25 protein-coding genes are annotated in these 20,680 nt (G+C 42.9%); 17 read left to right on the plus strand and 8 right to left on the minus strand.

The genetic code is table 11. The annotated features are described in order from the left end of the window. Positions 1-56 precede the first annotated feature (56 nt). Entirely contained in the window at positions 57-506 is a 450-nt protein-coding gene (locus SWOO_RS07545) for a hypothetical protein (RefSeq protein WP_195742874.1), read from the plus strand. A gap of 113 nt (positions 507-619) precedes the next feature. On the opposite strand, the gene SWOO_RS07550 is transcribed toward SWOO_RS07545, so the two are convergent. Beyond that, positions 620-1,315, minus strand: coding sequence for a transposase (locus SWOO_RS07550; protein ID WP_012324118.1), 696 nt, complete (start codon positions 1,313-1,315; stop codon positions 620-622). A 175-nt stretch (positions 1,316-1,490) separates the two neighbouring features. Between SWOO_RS07550 and SWOO_RS07555 the strand changes: the two genes are divergently transcribed. The 10 genes from SWOO_RS07555 to SWOO_RS07600 all read left to right on the plus strand — a co-directional run bounded on the left by SWOO_RS07555 (position 1,491) and on the right by SWOO_RS07600 (position 5,503). Further along, the gene (locus SWOO_RS07555; protein ID WP_012324119.1) at positions 1,491-1,838 is read left to right on the plus strand and encodes a hypothetical protein; all 348 of its coding nucleotides are present in this window, start codon (positions 1,491-1,493) and stop codon (positions 1,836-1,838) included. Between the two features lie 27 nt (positions 1,839-1,865). Next, the gene (locus SWOO_RS07560) at positions 1,866-2,183 is read left to right on the plus strand and encodes a hypothetical protein (protein WP_012324120.1); all 318 of its coding nucleotides are present in this window, start codon (positions 1,866-1,868) and stop codon (positions 2,181-2,183) included. 34 nt (positions 2,184-2,217) lie between these two features. Continuing rightward, positions 2,218-2,586 carry a hypothetical protein gene (locus SWOO_RS07565; protein ID WP_012324121.1) on the plus strand — a complete coding sequence of 123 codons (369 nt, stop codon included), beginning with the start codon at positions 2,218-2,220 and terminating at the stop codon, positions 2,584-2,586. Positions 2,587-2,608: 22 nt separating this feature from the next. Next, entirely contained in the window at positions 2,609-2,953 is a 345-nt protein-coding gene (locus tag SWOO_RS07570) for a hypothetical protein (RefSeq protein ID WP_012324122.1), read from the plus strand. A 4-nt stretch (positions 2,954-2,957) separates the two neighbouring features. Then, positions 2,958-3,296 carry a hypothetical protein gene (locus SWOO_RS07575; RefSeq protein WP_012324123.1) on the plus strand — a complete coding sequence of 113 codons (339 nt, stop codon included), beginning with the start codon at positions 2,958-2,960 and terminating at the stop codon, positions 3,294-3,296. 126 nt (positions 3,297-3,422) lie between these two features. Beyond that, on the plus strand, positions 3,423-3,797 hold the full coding sequence (locus SWOO_RS07580) for a hypothetical protein (RefSeq protein WP_012324124.1): 375 nt from the start codon (positions 3,423-3,425) through the stop codon (positions 3,795-3,797). 21 nt (positions 3,798-3,818) lie between these two features. After that, positions 3,819-4,142 (plus strand): hypothetical protein, encoded by a 324-nt coding sequence (locus SWOO_RS07585; protein WP_012324125.1) that lies wholly within the window; start codon positions 3,819-3,821, stop codon positions 4,140-4,142. 10 nt (positions 4,143-4,152) lie between these two features. Continuing rightward, a complete protein-coding gene (locus SWOO_RS07590) occupies positions 4,153-4,506 on the plus strand; it encodes a hypothetical protein (RefSeq protein ID WP_012324126.1) in 354 nt (117 codons plus the stop codon). Between the two features lie 2 nt (positions 4,507-4,508). Beyond that, the gene (locus tag SWOO_RS07595) at positions 4,509-5,174 is read left to right on the plus strand and encodes a hypothetical protein (RefSeq protein WP_012324127.1); all 666 of its coding nucleotides are present in this window, start codon (positions 4,509-4,511) and stop codon (positions 5,172-5,174) included. After that, positions 5,171-5,503: a hypothetical protein gene (locus tag SWOO_RS07600; RefSeq protein WP_012324128.1), complete on the plus strand. Its 333-nt coding sequence runs from the start codon at positions 5,171-5,173 to the stop codon at positions 5,501-5,503. Before SWOO_RS07595 ends, SWOO_RS07600 begins: the two co-directional genes overlap by 4 nt. A 366-nt stretch (positions 5,504-5,869) precedes the next feature. Here SWOO_RS07600 and SWOO_RS07605 read toward each other — a convergent pair whose 3' ends face one another. Continuing rightward, the gene (locus tag SWOO_RS07605; RefSeq protein WP_012324129.1) at positions 5,870-6,538 is read right to left on the minus strand and encodes a cupin domain-containing protein; all 669 of its coding nucleotides are present in this window, start codon (positions 6,536-6,538) and stop codon (positions 5,870-5,872) included. 53 nt (positions 6,539-6,591) lie between these two features. Beyond that, positions 6,592-7,359, minus strand: coding sequence for an SDR family NAD(P)-dependent oxidoreductase (locus SWOO_RS07610; RefSeq protein WP_012324130.1), 768 nt, complete (start codon positions 7,357-7,359; stop codon positions 6,592-6,594). Positions 7,360-7,498: 139 nt separating this feature from the next. On the opposite strand from SWOO_RS07610, the gene SWOO_RS07615 reads away from it, so the two are divergent. Continuing rightward, positions 7,499-7,852: a winged helix-turn-helix transcriptional regulator gene (locus tag SWOO_RS07615; RefSeq protein WP_012324131.1), complete on the plus strand. Its 354-nt coding sequence runs from the start codon at positions 7,499-7,501 to the stop codon at positions 7,850-7,852. 18 nt (positions 7,853-7,870) lie between these two features. Here SWOO_RS07615 and SWOO_RS07620 read toward each other — a convergent pair whose 3' ends face one another. After that, a complete protein-coding gene (locus SWOO_RS07620) occupies positions 7,871-8,794 on the minus strand; it encodes a permease (RefSeq protein ID WP_012324132.1) in 924 nt (307 codons plus the stop codon). Positions 8,795-8,998: 204 nt separating this feature from the next. Here SWOO_RS07620 and SWOO_RS07625 point away from each other — a divergent pair, with 204 nt between their 5' ends. Next, entirely contained in the window at positions 8,999-9,295 is a 297-nt protein-coding gene (locus SWOO_RS07625; protein WP_041417537.1) for an ArsR/SmtB family transcription factor, read from the plus strand. Positions 9,296-9,371: 76 nt separating this feature from the next. Here SWOO_RS07625 and SWOO_RS26435 read toward each other — a convergent pair whose 3' ends face one another. The 3 genes from SWOO_RS26435 to SWOO_RS07640 form a co-directional block, all read right to left on the minus strand. Next, positions 9,372-13,253: a S8 family serine peptidase gene (locus SWOO_RS26435; protein ID WP_012324134.1), complete on the minus strand. Its 3,882-nt coding sequence runs from the start codon at positions 13,251-13,253 to the stop codon at positions 9,372-9,374. A gap of 532 nt (positions 13,254-13,785) precedes the next feature. Next, a complete protein-coding gene (locus SWOO_RS07635; protein ID WP_012324135.1) occupies positions 13,786-14,358 on the minus strand; it encodes a peroxiredoxin family protein in 573 nt (190 codons plus the stop codon). A gap of 78 nt (positions 14,359-14,436) precedes the next feature. Next, positions 14,437-15,183: a hypothetical protein gene (locus SWOO_RS07640; protein WP_012324136.1), complete on the minus strand. Its 747-nt coding sequence runs from the start codon at positions 15,181-15,183 to the stop codon at positions 14,437-14,439. Between the two features lie 135 nt (positions 15,184-15,318). On the opposite strand from SWOO_RS07640, the gene SWOO_RS07645 reads away from it, so the two are divergent. Next, complete coding sequence (locus tag SWOO_RS07645) at positions 15,319-15,888, plus strand: MarR family winged helix-turn-helix transcriptional regulator (RefSeq protein ID WP_012324137.1); 570 nt, start codon at positions 15,319-15,321, stop codon at positions 15,886-15,888. A 34-nt stretch (positions 15,889-15,922) separates the two neighbouring features. Here SWOO_RS07645 and SWOO_RS07650 read toward each other — a convergent pair whose 3' ends face one another. Further along, on the minus strand, positions 15,923-18,160 hold the full coding sequence (locus SWOO_RS07650; protein WP_012324138.1) for an acyl-CoA dehydrogenase: 2,238 nt from the start codon (positions 18,158-18,160) through the stop codon (positions 15,923-15,925). 323 nt (positions 18,161-18,483) lie between these two features. Between SWOO_RS07650 and SWOO_RS07655 the strand changes: the two genes are divergently transcribed. From SWOO_RS07655 to SWOO_RS07665, 3 genes are read left to right on the plus strand one after another with little or no spacing between them, the layout of a single operon-like run. Then, positions 18,484-18,819, plus strand: a complete 336-nt coding sequence (locus SWOO_RS07655; protein WP_012324139.1) for a hypothetical protein — start codon at positions 18,484-18,486, stop codon at positions 18,817-18,819. Continuing rightward, positions 18,809-19,060 (plus strand): hypothetical protein, encoded by a 252-nt coding sequence (locus tag SWOO_RS07660; RefSeq protein ID WP_012324140.1) that lies wholly within the window; start codon positions 18,809-18,811, stop codon positions 19,058-19,060. Before SWOO_RS07655 ends, SWOO_RS07660 begins: the two co-directional genes overlap by 11 nt. A 40-nt stretch (positions 19,061-19,100) precedes the next feature. Beyond that, entirely contained in the window at positions 19,101-20,678 is a 1,578-nt protein-coding gene (locus tag SWOO_RS07665; RefSeq protein WP_012324141.1) for a PepSY-associated TM helix domain-containing protein, read from the plus strand. The last annotated feature ends 2 nt before the right edge of the window (positions 20,679-20,680 follow it).

The raw sequence follows: 20,680 nt of genomic DNA on the forward strand, positions 1-20,680 counted from the left end.
AAAGGGTAGGCTAAGTCTACTATGGTTTTAATATGTTAGGTTTCAAGGCGAAAGAGATGCGTCGGCTGTTTTATGTAGTCACAAAACTGGCACTTTTTGCTGCACTGTTGACTGGCTGCTCTGTTGCATATCAGCCCTCTAATGGTGTGAAAGAGGGTTATCAGGATTTTATGCTACCAAGTGGCTGTATTGTGCTGACCTATGTGGGTAATGGCAGGGCAACTGCGTCGGCATTGCAGGAGGTCTGGCAACGTCGTGCGACCGAGTGGTGCCCAACAGGCTTTGATATTGTCTCTATGAACCGAGATATTAGACATGGTTCTATGGTCAGCCCTGTGGGGGGGGGTGATGCACGCTTAGGCACCCAAACTCCGGTTTTAAGCGGTGTGTTCAAATGCATGGGTGGCATTGAACATATCAGTGGCAGTGTTCAAGCATCAGAACAAGATAGAAAATTCATCCAGTTAGCAGCAGATATTTGGAGTAACAATCCGTCATGTGGTTAGTTACCGCAACGGGCGAAAGCGCATACGTATAGAATGACGGACAAGTCATATACGGCAGAGCCAAATAAAATAAAGGGGTCAGAGCCCTTTAGTTTTTAGCTCTTTAGGTTTTCTTAGGTTTTCTTAGGTTTGTTAGGGTGTCCAGGTGCTAGATGGCCGAATCTGACGTTAAGGTGAGCTTCAATGTCGGCTCTGAATTTATCGCTTCCTAGAGGAAAGTTGTGATTTAAACAGTTTCTAATGGTATGGACTTGTTCTGGTGGCAGCTCTGTATTGAATAGCTCTCGATATTGATGTTGTCGAAGCTCTGGTGTAGAGCCAAGTTGTTGATAGAGTGGATGTGGTGTTAGGCAAGCAATCTGTTTTCCTGCACCATGAAATTGATAGCTTGACCAAGGGTATTCGCTGGGATGTTTAACCATGTTGGCTCTTACTGGATTGAGTTCGATGTAGCGTAGGCAAGCTATGAAGTAGGCTTCGCTATCGATAAGGCAGGCTTTATGACGCCCCTCCCAAAGGGTACCAGTACGCTGGTAAAGTCGGTTTATTGTACTGACATAAGTGCGGCCGATACTTTGCATTACTTGTGAGATGCCTTCAGTTGTTGAAGGAGTCATAAGCAGGTGAACATGATTAGTCATTAGCACGAAAGCATGTAGTTTTACATTATATTGAATTAGCGCATCAGAGAGTGCGTTAATGTAGATTTTAAAGTCGTCATCATTGAAGAAGCAAGCGGAACGATTGTTGCCTCGTTGAACAATATGGCAGGTAATATCAGGGGCATAAAAACGTGGTTTTCTTGGCATATCCGTTCCTTGGATAAAGGTAAGGCTTGGATGCTAAGTATAGATGAGAATTGCTAAAGGGCTCTGACCCCTTTGTTGTAATTAAGGGCTCTGACCCCTTTGTTGTAATTAGATAAAAGATGCCTGAGTCTATTAGCTTTTACCGCTCGGCTACAATTTAAACAAAGGAATGAATATGAAACTATCAATGCTTAGCTCTAAGGTGATGGTCTTAAGCCTGCTCATGCTGAGTCTATTTAGCCAGCAGGTATTTGCAGAGAATCAAGCTGGTAAAGTAGGACGGATCAACCTGTATGGTGGTGATTGGGGCAATGGTTGGAGAGGGGGCATGTTGTATAAGTTAGATACTATGCCTGCGGGGATTAGCTACTTTACCGTACGGGCTTCCGATATCGCTTTCGATCAGTTTTATGCGCTTTTACTGGCAGCTAAACATGCCAAAAGCACGGTGACTGTGACTTATAATGCCGGTGCCCAAGATGCGAATGGGTATGTCACAACGTTAGCAATAACTGATAACTAGTTTAGTTTTAGAGAAAAGGAAGTTTCGATGCGCAGTTTTAGTTTACTTGTGGCTTTTAGCTGTTTAATTTTTGCCAATAGTATTGATGCTAAACGCTATTGGCCAAGTACGACCTTGACTGATTGGTCACTCTATCTAAATAACGGCGTGGCTTATATCTCCTCGCCTCAATTTCCTGAACACTGCCTGCACAGTCGTGGTCAAATAAATATGAGTGGTACCGAGTTTGATAAGGCGCAGTATGCCTATGCGCTTTCAGCCAAAGCAAGAGGTAAGAGCTTGAGATATGTTATAGACAATACTCACACCACTTGTGTTATCACTGGTTTATTGGAAGTAAATTAGTAATCTGTTTGTTGTGGTTTAAGAAAAGGATTTTATGATGAATAAAACTAGGCTTGTGCTAATTTTTGCATCTTTATTTATATCTCTGGTGAGCTTCAATAGTTATGCTGGTGGCTGGGCAACACCAGCTGTGCCGACCCATATTGAGATTGAGCGTGGTGGTGGATTTTTAGTGGTTGGTGCTTTTGGCAATGCGGGAACTTGTACGAAAGGGGATAAGTTTTACGTTAAAATCGATCATCCTCAGTACGATAAAATATATGCCACAGTATTGGCTGCTTATATGGCCGGTAAAAAGGTGAGACCTTATATACATACTTGTGCACCTGTAACTTGGCATTCAACAACCGCGGTGACTTATAACATAATGACACGTTCAGGCGCGTTATATATTCATGATTAATAGTTACTAAGGAAATATAATAATGAAATCAATTACTCTTCTAACTTTGCTTTTTTTATTTTCACTTTTTGGTGTAAGTAATAGCTATGCTGCCATTGAATCTACAGGACAGACGAGCATCAAACGTTTGATTTCTTATAATCAGTATGGCGGTGGGGATGTTGTATTTACGGTAAATGAACCAAGTAGCAATTGTGATGGTTACTGGATAGCTAAAAGTGATGCAGGCTTTGATGCGAATTTAAGCATGATCTTGGCAGCATATCACTCAAAGTCTAAAGTTCGCATATATGGGCATGATGAACAAAAGTGGAATGGTAGTACTAGTTTTTGGTGCAAGCTTTATGCGATAGAGCACACGGAGTAAGCCTATGGCTATAAAATTAAAATCTTTCTTACTTATTCTTGTTTTATGTTTCATCTCTCCTCGCTCAGATGCTAGTGGAGGTACAGGTTCAGGTGTAATAGAGAATATATATGTCAATAATGGTTGGACTATGGTTCATGTTCCAGCCATTACTAATAATCCAGATAACTGCCCCAGTGCTAGCTATTTTGCCATTAGACCCAGCGATGCTAATTATATTACTTTACATTCCACCTTATTAGCTGCGTTTATGGCTGAAAAGCCAGTTAGGTTTTGGCTGAGCGGTTGTGGTGGACAGAATAATAATCACCCTAAAATTGTAAGTGTCTGGATGTATAAGTGATATTTAAAAGGTGGAAATTAGAAAGTAATGGAGAGGTTAAATATGGTGGTTAGTCGAAGATTAAATATATGTTTTCAATTCCCAATATTTTTGACTTAAATATACTGATAAACAAAGGAGTGTGGAGTGAAAATATTAATACTTTTAGTCGTATCCTTGTTGGTGAGTTTTAGTGCACAAGCATCGGCGCCAGCTTGTTATAGTAGTTATAACGGTTATTGCCAATATGATGGCAAGGTGAGCCGAATTTACGTTAACTCAAGTAATTTGATCTTGCTGTATTTTGATGAAGCGATGGACCCCGCTTTAGGAAGTGAAGCTAATATGTCACTAAACTCTGGAGTGGCAGCTGCTGTACTCATTACTCAAAACCCTGAATTTGCCAAATTGTTTTACTCTACTGCACTTGCTGCCCAAGCCAGCCAACGAAATGTCCAAATACAGATGCGAGGCACTCTTAGCGGTTATATGAAGGCCGATCGAATCTGGCTGGCTGAGTAAATAATTAACAAGGAGATCATTATGTTTATCCGTATTATAACGCTGGTAGGGTTATTGCTTGTTTCGAGTATCTCTCAAGCTGTAGAAAATCACTGTGGGGAGGTACAGCGGTTAAGGGTGTGGGCTGGTGGTAGTGATACCTATGGCATTTGGGTTGAATACAAAGCAAATCCAAGTCAGTGTCCGGGTGGCTTTTATATCCCACACGGGGCTAATAATAAGGATTATGTTTTTAGTATCGCGTTAGCGGCTAAAATGGCGAAGGAAAGCGTTTGTATTCAAGTTTATAGTCACTCAACTGATATTCAAAATCGTTGTCGCATCAATTATATAATGAACCCATAGAGATAATTTAATGAAGTTAATAATAATGCTCTGTTTAATGTTTACGAGTTTTTCATCAAGTGCTGCTTGGCTAAATACGACTGGTAAAGTTAAAAGTATTAGCGTGTACGCAGGTAAGGATACTATTTTGGTCAATTTAGATAGCGCTGGTACGAAAATTAATGAGTGCTCTAGCCCAAGCACATTTGCCATTAGTAGTACCAATACCCCTGAGCAAAGAGCACGTTTATATTCTACATTACTTGCAGCACAAGCTGCTGGCAGGAGTGTAACATTGGCCTATAACGACGTTGGTAATTGTGAAGCTTGGGGCGCAAATGCTCATGCTTATCGAAGAATCGTACGTATATCTTTAGGCGGTTAGAAATGAAAATTTTTATACATTGTTTATGTTTGTTTTTGCTGTTTGGTTGTGCGAATAAATCATTTGAACGACAAGATGTATCGTATAGTTTTTCAGAACCTAATCGAATCCAGTTCCAGGGTAAGGGGGCTGGTGCTGGAATAGCCTTGATGTCGACTATGGGGCCAGTTGGTATCGCCCTTGGTGTCGCCATCGATGAGGGGATAGCAAAAGATATTCGAGAGTCGGCAGTGGCGAGTGGTTTTGATATGCCGTCATATGTTGTAAAGAGTGTAGATAAGCACTCCCAATCTAAATTGAACCCTGTCGTTATTGATTTAAACTATGCTGGTGCTGGTGTGAGCAATGAGCTGCCAAGTATAGAGGTAAAGCGTTATGGCTTTAAAACGACCGGTGGGGCCGATGATGCCACAGCGGCAGAGCTTATCGTGATTGTTAAAACAGGTAAAGGTGAGCAATTTGAATATTATTACCCTAATGACTTTAACGCTACAGAAAATGGCAACAAAAGCGATGAAGTTCCTAGTTATCCATTAGCTGAAATTAAAACTAATGGCGAGCTATCTGTTTTATTGATGCAACAGGCTGTAGATATTGTTATTGGCAAAGTGGTAGAGAAGAACTTAGATTCACCTGTTGAGTCGCTCACTGACAAGGAGGTTAAATGAAAGTAATAACAATAAAATTTTTTGCTGCCATTACGCTATGTTTTGTGGCTAATTTTGCTCAAGCTCAATTTTGGTCCAGTAATACAAAAATAACTAAGGTATACCCATATACCGACGGGCTGATTTTCTTTACTGAGTATAGGAATAGTGATGTAAGTACGTGTGATGGGGGAACCCGTTTCTCTATCAATAAATCGCATCCTAACTATGAAGTTATGGTAAGTACATTGCTGGCGGCTTTTATGTCTGACAAGACTATGACAATGAATGTTTCAAGTACGACACGCGCTTGTGCGCCTCACATTAACCGCTTTCTTGTGACTAAATAGCGTTTAAAAGGGTAACTAGAGCATGCGATGTATTCTCATTTTTATTTTAGGCTTATCTATACCAAACCTTTGCCCTGCATGGGGGACCAGGTGAGATTGCGGCAATAATTATGGCTTTAGAGTTACTCTAAAAGAGGGTAAGAAGTTATGCGGCAATGATAATAAATGGGCATATTTGAATGACAATGACAGCAATTACCAGACATATGTTGCTGTGATATTGGCAGCAAAGATGTCTGGTAGAGCTGTGACAATTTATTCAAATCAAGAGAGCGCGTCCGGTAGAAATTATTGTCACATTGGGTATTTTTCTATCCAGTAGTTAGCTGCGTAATAAAGGTTATTAGTGCTCTTAAGCTCAGTTTATTAAACTGGCAAGTGTCCCACTTTAACTAAGATGATGGTCTCCTCTTTAACAAAAGGGTGATGTTGGCTCATGTGCGGGCTACGTATCCAAGTGTTTGCAGGGTATTGTCCATGTTCATCTTCAAACAAACCTGAGAGTACCAGTATCTCCTCGCCGCCGAAATGACGGTGAGGTTGGAATACTTCATCTGCAGGCCATTTTACCAGTGCTGTGTGTTGCCCCTCAAAATCATGGAGTGACATCACTTCTAGACCACCCATTCCCCGTTGCCAAGGTGTTGAGTGAGTATCCACTCGTACTTGTTGTAGGTCATTTTTATCAAACTGGTTCAGTTTCACAAACAGGGTGCAGCCGTCAGTGCTAAAGGGACGGTGACTGCTTCCTGGCGGGTTACGTATGTAGGTGCCAGGACCAAAGTCTCCGGTTTCATCAGAAAAGACTCCCTCTAATACCAGTATCTCTTCACCTTGAGGGTGAGAGTGGCGTTTGAAATGGGAACCAGCTTGGTACTTTACGATGCTAGTAGCATGGCCGCTTTCAAGGTCTTCTCTAGCCAATGGTTTACGTGTCACTCCCTTAAGCGGGCTTGGTAACCACTCCAGTTGGTTGGTATCGATCATCACCTTCTTGGAGAAGTCCATATTGAGGTTTGATTTGAGCTGCTGCATATGCCACCTGTAATTCGTTACTTAAATTTGGGTCTTGGATTCTGGTACTTGTTCTAATTACGTCCGGCCATGACGCCACCGTCGATATCCCATATTGCGCCAGTAACCCAGCTGCTTTCATCGCTGAGTAGGAAGCTGATGCTGTTAGCTATGTCGCTTGGCGTGCCTATTCTACCAATGGGATGAAATCCGTTAAAACCTGCTAATGCATCGTCCATTTGAGCCGGATCAATAAAGGTCTCATAGATGGGAGTCTTGACCACTGCAGGTGAGATGGCATTAACCCTGATATTAAAGTCAGCAAGTTCCATCGCCATATGCTGAGTTAGCGCATGAAGTCCTGCTTTGGCCATCGAATAGGCTGAAGAGGGGGTGGCTTTAATCGCCTGCTTTGCCCACATTGAGCCGATATTAACGATATTTCCGCCACCATTGCTCATCATATTTTTAGCCACGGCTTGAGAGAGAATAAAGCTGGCTTTATTTAACCCCATATAGATCTCATAGTCGCTCAGGCTATGGTCAATAAAGGGCTTAGGATTGAAGTATCCTGCTGCATTAACCAGATAGCTAATTTTAGTCGATGGCTGTTCAATAAAATCTACAATTCGCTGTACTTGGCTCTCTTGGTAAAGGTTGGCTTGAATGGACGAGACTTTACCCAATGTACTGAGCTCTGATACTGCTTTATCAAGTTTGGATATATTATTGCCTATGATCACCACTTCAATATTGGCTTGTAATAACTGCTTAGCTGATTCAAAGCCCATTCCACTTGAACCACCGATCACCATTGCGATACCTGTATGTGTAAATGTCATCTTGAGTCCCTCTTATTTAATCTATGAAAAATTTGCTTGTTGGCATCATTTGCCGCTTGATGTGATAACCTTACGGATCATGGACGGGCAAAAAAAGTAAGCACAATTTGGTTTACTAGGTACTTTTTGGTACATCTTTATGACTTTAAAAGAGAAAGAAATTTCTGATTTACAACAAAGGGTTGTTGGCCCAAGTGAAAGTGCGCGTATGGTTGAGACCATAGTCGGGTGCAAATGGTCACTGACTGTCTATCAGCTATTGGCTCAGGAGATTAATCGGCCTGGTGAGATGGTGCGCTGTGTTGATGGTTTAACGACAAAAGTGTTGAATCAATGCCTGAAGCGCAATGTGGAGTTTGGGATTTTAGAAAAGCTATCCTATCCAGAGATCCCACCGCGGGTTGAGTATCGAGTGACACCATTTGGTAGTAAGTTTATGACGATATTAGATGCCCTTAAGGATCTACAAGAGGAGATCCAAAAGGGGGGCTAATGCTCTTAGTGAATGGTCTTAACTAAAGATAAAGCCATACAGGTAACCAGCACCGATTGCCATGGTGATAATCACAGTGAGAAAGGCAATTATCAACTGATTTTTGAACAAAGATTTAAGCAGTATCACCTCTGTTAGACTGGCGCCCGCACTGCCAATAATCAATGCCATAACAGCGCCTAATCCCATCCCTTTAGCTGCCAGTGCTGCACTAAGTGGTATGACTGCCTCTGCGCGAATGTAGAGCGGGATACCTATGATTGCGGCAATAGGTACGGCAAAGGGGTTACTGTCGCTGGCGACTTTGGCAACGAACTCAGTTGGCATAAATCCGTAGATCATAGAGCCCACCGCAATACCGCCTATTAGATAGGGAAGTACCTTCTTAAAGTCTTTCCAAGTGGTGTTCCATATTCTTCTCCATTTGCTAATGGCTGCAGGTTTAGCGCCACAGCTTGTGCCACAACAGCTAGGCTTTGGTTCTTCATAAGCTTCGGCTTTAATGTACTTTTCAAATCCTAATCTCTCCAGCGCATAGCCTGCTATCACCGAAACGCCCATGGCCATAACAAAATAGAAGAGTGTTACTTTAAGTCCGAAGGTGACGGCAAATAGTCCAATTATAATTGGATTGAGCAGTGGGCTGGCGAACAGGAACACCATCATGGTGCCAAATCCTGCCTTTGCTCTGAGTAATCCCTTTAAAAATGGGATTGTTGAGCAGGAGCAGAAGGGGGTGATCGCACCTAAAAAACCTGCAACAAGATAACCTTTGCCATTTTTTGAACTTAAAATATTTTGGATTTTACTCGGTGGAATATACTCCTGCAGTACCCCGACAAGATAGCTGATGGCTAGGAACAGCAGGGTTAGTTCTACCGCAAGAAAAATAAACATGTTCAATGTTTCTTGGAGCATATTGATGGTGCTTTGTGACAACATATATTGTACCTCTTCAAGATCTCGTGCCTCTTCTCTTTCATTGCTGGCTAGGAGCTATTAGAAGAAAAGAGATAAACTTACTTAACTATATTTCTGGAATAGTCGAATTGATGTGGCGAATATAATTGAGAAGGCTTGCCCCTGTCAATATATTTCTGTTATTCTCGAAATATAGAGGTGTTTGAGTTAATGACTGGAGCTAGAATGGATCTTGAGTTTGCAGCTAAAGCGATGAAAGAGTTGGGGCACCCGACTCGCTTGGCTATCTTTAAACGTTTGGTAAAATCGGGTTATCAGGGGATCCCAGTAGGGGAGGTACAGGAGGAGCTCAGTATTCCAGGTTCGACCCTTTCTCATCATATCTCAAGCTTAATTTCGGCAGGACTTGTTAAGCAGCATCGTGAAGGTCGGGTGCTGTTTTGTGTGCCGCAGTATGAGGTTTTGCAGGAGGTTATTGATTTTCTCCAGGCGGAATGTTGCAGCGCGCAGAAGTGTGGGTAATATCAATCAGTATAAGAAGTTAAGTGTGATGAAAGGGCCTAAGATATAGGCCCTTTATTGTTAGTACTGGTTGAAATTAACCTTGTTTACGGCGCCTCCACACTAGGGGGAGTAGGAGAAGTGTTAGCCAGCCTAGTGAGCCGCCACTTTTCCTCTCTACCGTATCGGTGACCGATACAGAGACGAGCGTTGAGTCAGAGTTGCCATTGCCGTCATTGACCTCCACTTGGAAAGAAAGTGTCTGTGCATTGACATCAACAGTTGGGGTGAGAAAGCTGATTTTGTCTGCAGTGTCATTAAATGTCACACTTGCTCCACCTAATTGAGTCCACTTATAGCTCAAATCATCACCATTGGGATCTGAAGATACACTGGCATCCAATACCAAGGTTGTACCTTCAAGAATAGAGCTTGGCGCATCAACTTTAGCTGTAGGCTTCAACTCTGCTACATCAAAACTGTAGTTCTGTTCTAGTTTCTTCGCGGTGGGATTATCCACAGTATTGGACAGGGTTAAGCTGTTTTTTGTACTGGCTTTACGTGGAATTAAGTCAAATGTTACATCTTGGCTTGCCATGCCTGATGTCATCTCGACACGCCAATTGATCACATTGTCGACCAATTTACCGTCATGAGAGATGTTAGCCACTTCATGGCCATCTGGGATCTTAGCTTCTAGCATGTAAATGCGGGTTTCTTGAGTTTTGTTGGCTTCAATTTTATTGAGCACTTTTGTTGGCTCTCCCGCGGTTAAATCACCTGATAGCGTTTCCTCTAAAGGCATAACCACATCATCGCCTTTACGCTCAAAAACGATTGGTAGTGTCACGTCAGCCACCTTATCATCAGAGCTCATAAGCCTGACGACAGCTAAGCCTTCATCACCTGCCAGCATCTGTTCATCCCAAGCTATGTTTAAGGCAAAGTCTTTCATATCACCGGTTAATTTTAGCGATAGATTATCCGATGCTTCATCATACAGAGTGAGTTGCTTGAGTCCGAAAGCATCCTCAGCGCCAACTGCCGAGGCTTGGTAGTTCTGAACAACAACATAATAATCACCGGCTTGAGGTGCTGTGAGCAGTACGCTCTCGTTGGAGCCTGCGAAAGCGGAGTTTGCTATGATGCTTACATCGCTGCCATCTTTCTTGTCTAGCAGGACAAACATGTCGAGATCAGGTGAGGTGGTGTAGCTGATTGAGCTCCTGAAATAGAGCGCATTATCATTCACCGAGAATTTAAATACCTGTACCCCATCTTTAAGATCATCCAGTGCGCTGCTGACATTTGAGTCCTGTTTAACCTTAGATTCAAAGCTATCGCTTAACTTTAAGTGAGTAACGTTAGCGGTGAGATCTGGAAGATCGATCGCTTTAAGCTGAGTGTAGTTACGCTCATCAGCATCACGGGTTGCATCTATGGTGAGCAGAGTAGGCAAGTTGCGTTTGGCAATTTTAGCTACTATCGGCATATTTGCGTCAGGGTAAGACTCTGAGGTGAGTGTGAGTTGACCAAACCCCCACTCTTGTGTGGCATTCGTTACATCTGCAGTTACGGTAATGCTTTGGCTTTCACCGGTTTTTAGGCTGAATGTTGCTGGAGAAACCGTTAGGTTCAAGTTCTCTGTGATACTGGTGCTTTGTGCGCTCCAGTTACCATCGCCTGTTGCGGTGACAACACGAGTCCAACTGCAGGTATTAACACATTTAGAGTCCGCCATGCTGGGAATATTTAACTTACGGGGATCGCCATTAGTTGCTGGGTTGGCAATCTCATAATTTAGGGCTAACTCATCCATAATAAGCCCCGTTTTGGCCGCGAGATCGACACGAATACGTCCAGAGCCCACATCAAATGCATCAGCTATGGTTTTCCCATCGGCTTTTTTCATTCCTTGGGCGGTGGTTGCAGTTAACATTAATGCAGAGCGAATATTATCTGGTGTCCAATCTTTATGAGCGGATTTCAGGAGTGCGCCGGCACCAGCTACATGAGGGCTTGCCATTGAGGTTCCTGACATGACTGTAAAGTCTGCTGGATTTGTGCCTGTTTTATCATGGCCAAACTGTTGATCTGAGTAGGCTGCATAGATATCTGAGCCTGGCGCTGCAACAAAGGGGACGATGACATCATTGGTAGCGTTGGGTCCGATAAGAGAACCGGATGAGAGCACGTCGGCCTCTTTCTCTAAAATCTTAGGTTTAGGGTCGATAGTGACTTCTAGCTTAGGGTTTTCAGCCAATGCTGCGACCATCTCTAATCCATCAAGGTTTCCTATAAAAACGGCTGGTATTGTGGTTTTCTCTAAGCTTGACATGGTCAGCCTGGCATTCGCTTCACCATCTTTATTGAAAACGATGACAGCCTTAGCATCTGCGGCGATAGCGTTATTTACTTTGTCACTAAAATTACAGCTTCCACGCTTAATGAGTGCGATTTTGTTCTCGAACGCTTTTTCGGCAAACGCATTACAGCCTTGAACGTTGGTCGCATCGAGGCTACCTGCATAGAGAGGCTCTGCAGAGATCACCTCAGTTTGAACTGGGCCAGAGCCAGGGGTAAAGTCATAGCTCTTATTATTGAACTCAATTGATCTGGCAATATCTCGATTATGAGTTGAGTTTGCAACAGAGGTGTACCAAGGGGCATTTTTGTTTGTTGAGTAGGGGACTTGCTCTGGACCGCCTGCGCGTGTATTCCCTGCCGCAACAGCAACAAAAATACCAGCGTTTCTTGCGCTAAGAAAAGCTTGCTCAGCCGAGCTTTGCCAAGGGTTTCCTCCACCACTGATGGAGAAGTTAATAATATCTACTCCATCTTTAACTGTATCGTCTATTGCTTTTAATATCGCAGTGCTTGAACAACCTGAGTAGGTATCTCCATTGTCTCCTGGGCTACAGATTTGATATGAGACAATATTTGCGTGGGGAGCGACACCTGAGATCTGCGCAAACTCTACTCCAGTCTCTATACCGTCACTTTCAAGCTTCCCTACCTCGCCTTCAACAAGAGGAACGTTTAGTAGAATATTACCCGCGGCTGTGCTGGCGACATGGGAGCCATGACCACCATAATCCTCGCCGTTTTTAGCAGGTGGGTTATCGCCGAACACGCTTACATCATCATAGTCATCGGTGATATCTGAATAGCTGCGTATGCCGATTAGTTTATCGTTACACATATCGGTGAAATCAGTTTTGCAGTCACCGACATAGACGCCTTGTCCCCAAGGGTTGGTATGATCGTAACCGTCTTGGCCAATGTCGGCGAATGAGTCATGGTCAGAGTTAATCCCAGAGTCGATGATCCCAACAATAACTCCTTCACCCATGGCTTTGGTGCCTGTTGCTGAACCATCCCATACCTGAGGTGAGCCGATAAGCGCCTGACTTACATCTGTTTCTAGTTGCTCCATGCGTTCACGTTCAATAAACGCAACATCTTGAAGTTTGGCTAATTTAATTGCTTGAGCTTGTGTCATGCGAACTGACATGCCGTTAAAAGCATAGCTAAACTGGGTAATAGCCTGAATATTGTTGCCTGTAATGGCTTGAGCCTTCATTAAAAAATGGCTCTGTTTTGATTGCAGGTAACTTCGGTAAGCTTTGACTTCTGATTTAGCTATATTAAGCTTGCCACTTCGTAGCTTGTTACTGCCTGGGCTATGTTTGAGAAATTGTGGGCTGGTGGCTTTAAGCCCTGGGATATCTCCTTGGTAGTTGGCGACTGCAGGAGCTTTTAATCGAATAATATACACATATTCCTGCTCACCCAGCCCTGGTTCAGGAATAAATTTTACCCCTTGAATACCATCTAGTTTGTTTCTGAGTTGCTGCTTAATCAATGAACTTGGAATATTCAGTTCAACGGTTTCTCCGTTTGCCGTTTCAAGTGTTTGAGCCTCAATACTGGCAGTCAGTAAAGCCATGGATATGGCTACTGCTAATTTTGTTTTCATTGTATCTTCCTTAAATTTTCAACTTGTCATGTCTATTTATATTTATTTTTTTGATACGTAGAAGGGGCTGATAATAACCAGTGTTTCTAACGCGTAAAATATTTAACATGCAGTGATACAAAATGAAACAACTATTAAACGGGGTGGTGGACGGTATGCTGCTCAATGGCTTTGTTTGATTGGGTTTTTGGTATATTTTTATTTTATTCAGTACGTTGTATTATTTACTTTGTTTTTTTGAATCTGTTTAAAATAATTTTTTTATAATATTTAATTGTAAATTAAGTTTACAATTAAATACTTGTAATAATTGGTCTGCATTTAACTTCGTGCTACTTAGTTTTGTTTTTTGTAATTAACCTTATGTTTACATATTTATTTCTAATAAAGTCATACCTAATCTCGATTGCGAAATTATTAGTGCTTGTTTCACTCTTAATTGTTGCTTTTATGTTAATGCTTGTGTTTTGTTATTTAGAGAGGGGAGGAGCCATACTTTTGTTGGCTCCAATCTCTCTTTATCGTATTAGCGTTAAATTGAGCAGCCTGTTTGATCACAACCTTTCTCTGCTCTCTCCTCTTGAGGCTTGAAAATATCAGTATCCTTTGAGGGGGAGGTGTGCTTATCTGTTTCAAATGGCTCTGCAACAAGTTGACCCACTATCTTGCCAAGAGCCAAGTCTGGAATATGGCCAAAATGGCTTAGCCTGATCTGCCCCTGTTTATCGATGACGATAATAGAGGGAGTGCCTCTTAGCATATATTCCTGCATTGTCTTTGGGATCACACCTTGAGTCGATGGTGTGTCGATGCCGATAGGAAAACTGAGTCGGTATTCACTGATAAATACCTTAAGAGCAGCTTTATCCATGACCTGATGATGTTCAAAAACCGTATGCAGCCCCAAAATGTTAACTTTTTCATCGGCAAATAGCTTATGCAATGCCTGTGCTTGAGGTAAACCGTGGCTTACACAAGTTGGACATAACATCTGAAAGGCGTGTAATACCACAACCTCTCCCTTTAATTGAGCCAATGTGATGGGCTCTGGTGTGTTGAGCCACTCAGAAACATGGAGTTCTGGGGCTCGTTGATAGTGGGTCATATACACCTCGCTTATGTTAAGAGATCAATGGGTCAATGTCGTTTGACGTCCCTGTCTATGAAAACGCTGGCTTATCGGTTATTGATTCACCTTTCCTGGAAGGCTTAGATCTCCAGAAGCGATATCAAATACATCTACTACGCAAAATAGTGGGGCATGTACATCAACATTAATACGTAACCCGGCAGTCACTCCATCAAACTGTGCGCTATTGACTACACCTATATCATCGAAAGGAATGCGTACTTCAACGGTTTCGCCGTTAATGGTAGGCTGCCAACCAGGGCTATCGAGCAAGATGGGGAGCCCCGGCCAGGTTTTTGGTAGTCTGGGCTTGCTGCCTTCAGGAATATCAACCACACCAAGCGCTCCTTTGCCACACTGTTCATTAGGTTGTAAAACTACCCAGTGGCTGTGCCAGATATTACCGTCATTTCCAGTATTGCCATCCCTGTTTTCATCAAATAACGGGGTGTCATCGAAATCAGGATGTGTGGCAACAGCTAAGGCTAAGATCCCTGCTTGATGTTCAAAACCGACCTCGAAACTGTCGATATTGGTTGGCCAAACATAAGCAAAAGCCCTGCTTCCAGCGAGCTTTCCTGTTTTTGTTGGCTTACTGGTGCCGGCATTTTCTGATACTGCGATATGGAATATGGCGGTATTTCCTTCGGTAGATATTTTCGCATGAATAATGTCAAAAGGGGCAATAACATCGGTTTGCTGTTTGGCTTTTATGCCTCCAGAGTGTGCTTGGTGAGCTGAAGCGCATCCTATGGATAAGCTTGAAAATACGAGTATTGAAATGATGGGTATGAGTTTCATCAGTATTCCTTAGATCTAGTCTGTTTAATGTTTAGTCAGTTTTGCCTTGATTTATTGTATCGAATCGAAACTATATTTAGATTTACACAGATAAATAACCTTGTCAACAATGTTTCGATTCGATACCATGAGGGTATGAATACATTAATTATCCAACAGCTCATAGAGCGACTTAGCAGTTTGCTGCGAAGTGAATCACGTCACCAGCTTGCAGAGTTCGGCTTACAGCCAGTTCAGTTTGATGCCTTATGCTATCTGGCAAGTTGTAATCGTTACTCCGATACACCAAAAGCGGTGACTGAATTTTTGGGGTTAACTAAGGGAACGGTCTCTCAGTCGATAAAGATATTGGAATCTAAGGGGCTTGTATTAAAACAAGCGGATAAAAATGATAAGCGAGTGACGCACTTAGGGGTTAGCCAGCAGGGTGAGCTGCTTGTTGAGCGCTTGATGCCAGCAAATATGCTTAAACTTGCCTGTCACAACAGCTCTGAGGACGAGCTTGGTAAAACCGTTGAGATGCTTCGGACTATGCTAAGGCAGGTTCAAGATGCTAATGGCTTTAAAAGTTTTGGTCAGTGTCAAACTTGCAGTCATAACCAGAAGCGGGACGATGGGAGTTATTTTTGCGGCCTGACCCAAGAGGCGCTGTCTGCACAAGATATTTTACTTATCTGTGTTGAACATGAAAAACGCAGCCAATAGGCTGCGTTTTTATTATTAAGCATTCAACATTAAGTTAGTTAGCTATTTTTAGTTCTGCTTTTTCAGTGATTAAATTCATATCAAAATCAAACTCATCAACACGAATTGCTCGCTCACGTTTAAGGTTGTAGTCCTGTAGAAGTTTATGCTCTGACAGTTCAATGACTTTAGCTTCTAACGCCGCATCTAAGGTGATGGAGAATCGAGTTCCCGCCTTGAACTGGCGACTACGTAGGCCTTTTTTCACTTTGGCAAGTAGCGGTAAACAGTCCATTTTTGCAAGATAAGCTTGCTCGTTTATGTCGTTACCATCCCCAGGGATAGGTTTAATGAGATGGGTTAAGTTACGCTTAAACTCAGTGTTTAGCTGAGCTTGCTCAGCAAGTTCTCTGACTAGGTCATCATTGACTTTTGGCATTTTAGCCGAGTAGGTGACTGTCAGTAGACGCATCAGTTTACGAGTTGCTGATGAGGGGAAGTTTTCAAGGAAAGCCAGTAGTGCCTCTTCCGCTTTGCACAGTGACCAACGAGTTGCGTAATGGAAGTAGGGAGCGGCTTGCTCTCTTTGCTCCTTTGGCAGCTTTTGTTCGTAATAACGAATTGATGCCATGGCTGCATATAGATAACTCATTACGTCACCTAGGCGAGCCGAGAGCATCTCGGCTTGTTTGAGCTTACCGCCCAAGACTAAAAGTGAGAAGTCAGCATACACCGCAAGTTTTGAGGCAAGTTTATTGACCGACTTCTCGTATGGGATCACCTCTGGCAGAGTCGAGGTTGCTTGAGCCGTAAAAGGTAGCAGACCTAATCGGAATGCACGCAGTGAGTTATTAACGCTATAGCCGACAGTTTTCGCAAAGATGCTGTTAAACACTTTATCTGCATTAGTGTCATCGCTGTGGATCGCTTCAACCATGCTTTGTAGATATGGATGACAGCGCATTACGCCTTGGCCAAAGATCATCAGGTTACGGGTAAGTATGTTGGCGCCCTCTACCGTTATTGCGATAGGTTGTGCCACATAGCCTGATGCGAGTGTGTTTTGTGGTCCGCGTTGAATCGCTTTACCAGCTTGAATGTCCATAGCTGAGTTTAGAATGTCACGGCCAAGCTCTGTCATATGGTATTTCGCGATAGCGGTGACAACAGAAGGTTTAAGGCCAATACCCAGTCCTTCGGTTGTGAGTACTCGCATTGATTCTTGCAGATAGGTTTTACCTGCAATGTCGGCGAGTTTTTCCTGAATACCTTCAAATTTGCCGATGGACAAACCAAACTGCTCACGAACCGCGGCGTATTCAGCTGAAGATTTGAATGAGCATTGGCTGACAGAAGCACCTAAAGCTGGCAGTGAGATCCCGCGTCCTGCGCCAAGACAAGCCACCAACATGGCCCAACCACGGCCAATATTTTTCTGTCCACCTATGATGAACTCCATAGGGATAAAGACATCTTCTCCTCGGGTTGTACCGTTATAGAAGTTAACGCCCATGGGATCGTGACGATTACCCAACTGAACACCTGGATGAGCTTTAGGAATAAGGGCGCAGGTGATCCCCAGATCTTCATCTCCCCCTAGTAGGCCTTTAGGATCTTGAACTTTAAATGCCAGTCCAAGTACTGAGGCGATAGGCGCCAAGGTGATATAGCGTTTATCCCAAGTGACAGACAGACCAAGCACTTGGTTTCCTTCATATTCACCAAAGGTGACGGTACCGATATCGGGGATCCCACCAGCATCAGAGCCCGCTTCAGGGCTAGTTAAAGCAAAGCAGGGGATCTCTAAACCATTGGCTAAGCGAGGCAACCAGAAATCTCGCTGCTCATCGGTGCCGTAATGCATTAAGAGTTCACCTGGACCTAGTGAGTTTGGCACCATGACGGTGACGGCTACAGCTGAACTTTTAGCGGCTATTGTTGCCACAATTGTTGAGTTGGCATAGGGGCTAAACTCTAGTCCGCCATAAGCTTTGGGGATGATGAGTGAGAAGAATTTGTTCGTTTTGAGAAATGTCAGTACATCATCAGGGATGTGCTTAGCACCTTGAATGGCAAAGTTATCGACCATCTCCAACAGTGTTGCCACTGGACCATCAAGAAACGCTTGTTCATCAACAGAGAGCTTTGCTACAGGAATATTTTTTAAGGCATTAAAGTCAGGAACGCCTTGGTAAATCGAACCTTCCAGCCATACATCGCCGGCGTCGAGTGCTTCTTGTTCAGTGGTAGAAATTGTAGGCAATACTTTTTTTAATCTTGTTCTTATGCTCATTGTCTTCGCTCATCCGATCAAAAATATAACCAGATTACGCCACAATTTAACCAATAGATCAATTGCTCCAAACAAGTAATTTAAACAATTGTTTGAATTAGTGTTTGAATTAGTGTTTGAAGATAGAAGATATTTACCGCTTATTCATTGGCTTACACCTGTACGCTCATCGTTAAGTTTTTTTTTACTTCGTTGCTTCTTATTAAGCTGCTTTCGATTAAAAGAGGGCTAAGCATTTTGATTCGATTGTAAATTCAGTCGATATTGAGGGAGAAAATGTTAGGCTTACTAGTTGTGTAAATGATAATTATTTGTATATAGAAATGAATATTGTAATTGGAACTGCTGTGGTTGTGCTCTGGTTGGGTTGCTTAGCTTTGCTACTGTGCAGTAAGCATCAGCGATTATTAAAAAAGCCTTTGAGCAAAGAGGCGTCGACTTTGGGGTTTGTTACCTCTTTTATGTTGAGCATCTGGTTACTGATGGCTGAATATAATTTAGTGGCCGCCAGCTTGATGGTGTTGGTGTTCACCCTTGCTATCTGGCTCAGTCAGGTGTTGTTACTAGGTCATGTGAAGTTAAAGCTTGCTCCCTTTAGTTGCGTTAACTTGGCCTTTTGGTTAGCCGTCGCTCAGCTGGGGGGGCAGCATGTGGTCTAAAACCTTTGCCGCACTATTTGGTGGTTGTCTTATCTCTATCTCCTTGATGCTAAATCTCAACTACCTATTACCGCTTGCAGTCGATATTCGGTTGTTTGTGGGGTTACTGATCTCATTTCCACTCTGGGTTGGAGCCATGATTTGGTGTTATGGCAGTGATTCAGCTTGGCATGCTTGGGGTCGTTGTGGTGGTTTACTGCTTGTCTCCATTAGTATTAATACTCTGTTTTTTCTCAGATAAGAGCTTGTAGACGATAGGTTTCTTACTTTAGAACATAATTATGAATAAACAATTTTTAAAACGAATTACCGAAGCGCACAGTTGGTTGGGATTAATTATCTCTGGTTTGCTGTTTATTGTTTTTTTTACGGGCTCGATAAGCTTGTTTCGTAATGAGATAGCGTTTTGGTCAATATTGCCACACCATGCTCCCGCACAAGGCGAGCCTCTTCCTCCTAGTGAGATTATACAGCTTGCGATAAAAGATTATCCTTTCAATGCAAAAGAGCATTTAACCTTGGTTTCTCCCACCTTAGCGTTTCCTTTTTATAGCGTTTACGTGGATATTGTGTTGCCGGAAGGTGCAACATCTGATATTGATTATGTGTCACTACTGATAGACCCAGTATCTGGGAAGACAGTGGCGAAAATTGATGATTTTTATCTGGCAGAATTTCTCTATCACCTGCACTACAATCTCAATATCCCCTATGGTAGTTATATTATTGGTTTTGTAACTCTGTTTTTCTGCTTCGCTTTGGTCTCAGGTATCTTTATTCATGCACGTAAGCTTTTCAGGCAGTTTTTTCTCTACCGAACTGGAGAGGGAAAGCACGATCAGTTACTGACGATGCACAACCTGATAGGTGTTATGACTCTGCCTTTTACCTTGATGTATGCGATCACTGGTCTCATTTTTAACTTAGTGATTATCTATCAAGTCGCCTTTGCCCTAGTGTTGTATAAGGGAGATCAGGAGGCATTATTAACGGATGCGGGCTACACACAACCTAAGCCTGAATGGCAGGGAGAACCGCTCGATAGTCAAGATGAGATAGATAAATTACTTGCACAGCATGTTCAGGACTTTGGTCAAGATGCCGCAGCCATTCGCCTCTACAACTATGGTGATAAGAGTGCTCTTATTCAGATCTATGGCAATGTTTCTGGTGAGTTTGTAGGCCCGGTTGAACAGGTTATCGCGCTGGATAATGGTGAGATGATTTTTTCCAAAACTCCGACCTCTCCCAATATGGTAACGATAGGGCAAACGGTGCTTGCGACACTGCATTTTGGGGATTATGCCGGTATTGATTTAAAGCTTATCTACTTTCTATTAGGTATGGGAGTATGTGTGCTGATCGTGAGTGGTAACCTGCTTTGGGTTGAGAAACGTATGCAGCAGCGACACTTTTCAGTCAAGCAGACCTCAGCGGTAAACAGCATGACTTTAGGCACAACCATGGGAGTGATTTTAGCCACTGCTGTGGCGTTTTTATTTGAGCGCCTATTGCCTATCGACTTGCTTGGTCGTGAGAATGTGATGATAGCTAGCTTTGTTATTACATTGGGACTCTACATGGCGCTAGCGTGGTTTATCTTAGATAAAAGTAGGCTGTTGTTTATCTCTTTGGTGAGCACAGGTGCAGCACTTTTACTGGTACTGTTTAGCGATTTTGTTCTCTTTCATCATCAGATTGTTAACCTGCTTAGTTTAGACATATTTAGTGTGGTTGGTGTGCAAATAGGCTTAGCTTGTACTGCTATCTTGTCTATCACAGTGGCCTTTTCACTGTTTAACAAGAAAGCACCACCGCCGATTCTTGCCGAAGCGAATAGTGAACCTGAGTTGGCTTAAAA

The organism is Shewanella woodyi ATCC 51908, from assembly GCF_000019525.1.
GTDB classification, from domain to species: domain Bacteria; phylum Pseudomonadota; class Gammaproteobacteria; order Enterobacterales; family Shewanellaceae; genus Shewanella; species Shewanella woodyi.

What these genes read in the sequence shown, in the direction of transcription:
- SWOO_RS07545 (WP_195742874.1), top strand. Translation starts at nt 57, where the DNA reads ATGCGTCGGCTGTTTTATGTAGTCACAAAACTGGCACTTTTTGCTGCA.
- SWOO_RS07550 (WP_012324118.1), bottom strand. Translation starts at nt 1,315, where the DNA reads ATGCCAAGAAAACCACGTTTTTATGCCCCTGATATTACCTGCCATATT.
- SWOO_RS07555 (WP_012324119.1), top strand. Translation starts at nt 1,491, where the DNA reads ATGAAACTATCAATGCTTAGCTCTAAGGTGATGGTCTTAAGCCTGCTC.
- SWOO_RS07560 (WP_012324120.1), top strand. Translation starts at nt 1,866, where the DNA reads ATGCGCAGTTTTAGTTTACTTGTGGCTTTTAGCTGTTTAATTTTTGCC.
- SWOO_RS07565 (WP_012324121.1), top strand. Translation starts at nt 2,218, where the DNA reads ATGATGAATAAAACTAGGCTTGTGCTAATTTTTGCATCTTTATTTATA.
- SWOO_RS07570 (WP_012324122.1), top strand. Translation starts at nt 2,609, where the DNA reads ATGAAATCAATTACTCTTCTAACTTTGCTTTTTTTATTTTCACTTTTT.
- SWOO_RS07575 (WP_012324123.1), top strand. Translation starts at nt 2,958, where the DNA reads ATGGCTATAAAATTAAAATCTTTCTTACTTATTCTTGTTTTATGTTTC.
- SWOO_RS07585 (WP_012324125.1), top strand. Translation starts at nt 3,819, where the DNA reads ATGTTTATCCGTATTATAACGCTGGTAGGGTTATTGCTTGTTTCGAGT.
- SWOO_RS07590 (WP_012324126.1), top strand. Translation starts at nt 4,153, where the DNA reads ATGAAGTTAATAATAATGCTCTGTTTAATGTTTACGAGTTTTTCATCA.
- SWOO_RS07595 (WP_012324127.1), top strand. Translation starts at nt 4,509, where the DNA reads ATGAAAATTTTTATACATTGTTTATGTTTGTTTTTGCTGTTTGGTTGT.
- SWOO_RS07600 (WP_012324128.1), top strand. Translation starts at nt 5,171, where the DNA reads ATGAAAGTAATAACAATAAAATTTTTTGCTGCCATTACGCTATGTTTT.
- SWOO_RS07605 (WP_012324129.1), bottom strand. Translation starts at nt 6,538, where the DNA reads ATGCAGCAGCTCAAATCAAACCTCAATATGGACTTCTCCAAGAAGGTG.
- SWOO_RS07610 (WP_012324130.1), bottom strand. Translation starts at nt 7,359, where the DNA reads ATGACATTTACACATACAGGTATCGCAATGGTGATCGGTGGTTCAAGT.
- SWOO_RS07615 (WP_012324131.1), top strand. Translation starts at nt 7,499, where the DNA reads ATGACTTTAAAAGAGAAAGAAATTTCTGATTTACAACAAAGGGTTGTT.
- SWOO_RS07620 (WP_012324132.1), bottom strand. Translation starts at nt 8,794, where the DNA reads ATGTTGTCACAAAGCACCATCAATATGCTCCAAGAAACATTGAACATG.
- SWOO_RS07625 (WP_041417537.1), top strand. Translation starts at nt 8,999, where the DNA reads ATGGATCTTGAGTTTGCAGCTAAAGCGATGAAAGAGTTGGGGCACCCG.
- SWOO_RS26435 (WP_012324134.1), bottom strand. Translation starts at nt 13,253, where the DNA reads ATGAAAACAAAATTAGCAGTAGCCATATCCATGGCTTTACTGACTGCC.
- SWOO_RS07635 (WP_012324135.1), bottom strand. Translation starts at nt 14,358, where the DNA reads ATGACCCACTATCAACGAGCCCCAGAACTCCATGTTTCTGAGTGGCTC.
- SWOO_RS07640 (WP_012324136.1), bottom strand. Translation starts at nt 15,183, where the DNA reads ATGAAACTCATACCCATCATTTCAATACTCGTATTTTCAAGCTTATCC.
- SWOO_RS07645 (WP_012324137.1), top strand. Translation starts at nt 15,319, where the DNA reads ATGAATACATTAATTATCCAACAGCTCATAGAGCGACTTAGCAGTTTG.
- SWOO_RS07650 (WP_012324138.1), bottom strand. Translation starts at nt 18,160, where the DNA reads ATGAGCATAAGAACAAGATTAAAAAAAGTATTGCCTACAATTTCTACC.
- SWOO_RS07655 (WP_012324139.1), top strand. Translation starts at nt 18,484, where the DNA reads ATGAATATTGTAATTGGAACTGCTGTGGTTGTGCTCTGGTTGGGTTGC.
- SWOO_RS07660 (WP_012324140.1), top strand. Translation starts at nt 18,809, where the DNA reads ATGTGGTCTAAAACCTTTGCCGCACTATTTGGTGGTTGTCTTATCTCT.
- SWOO_RS07665 (WP_012324141.1), top strand. Translation starts at nt 19,101, where the DNA reads ATGAATAAACAATTTTTAAAACGAATTACCGAAGCGCACAGTTGGTTG.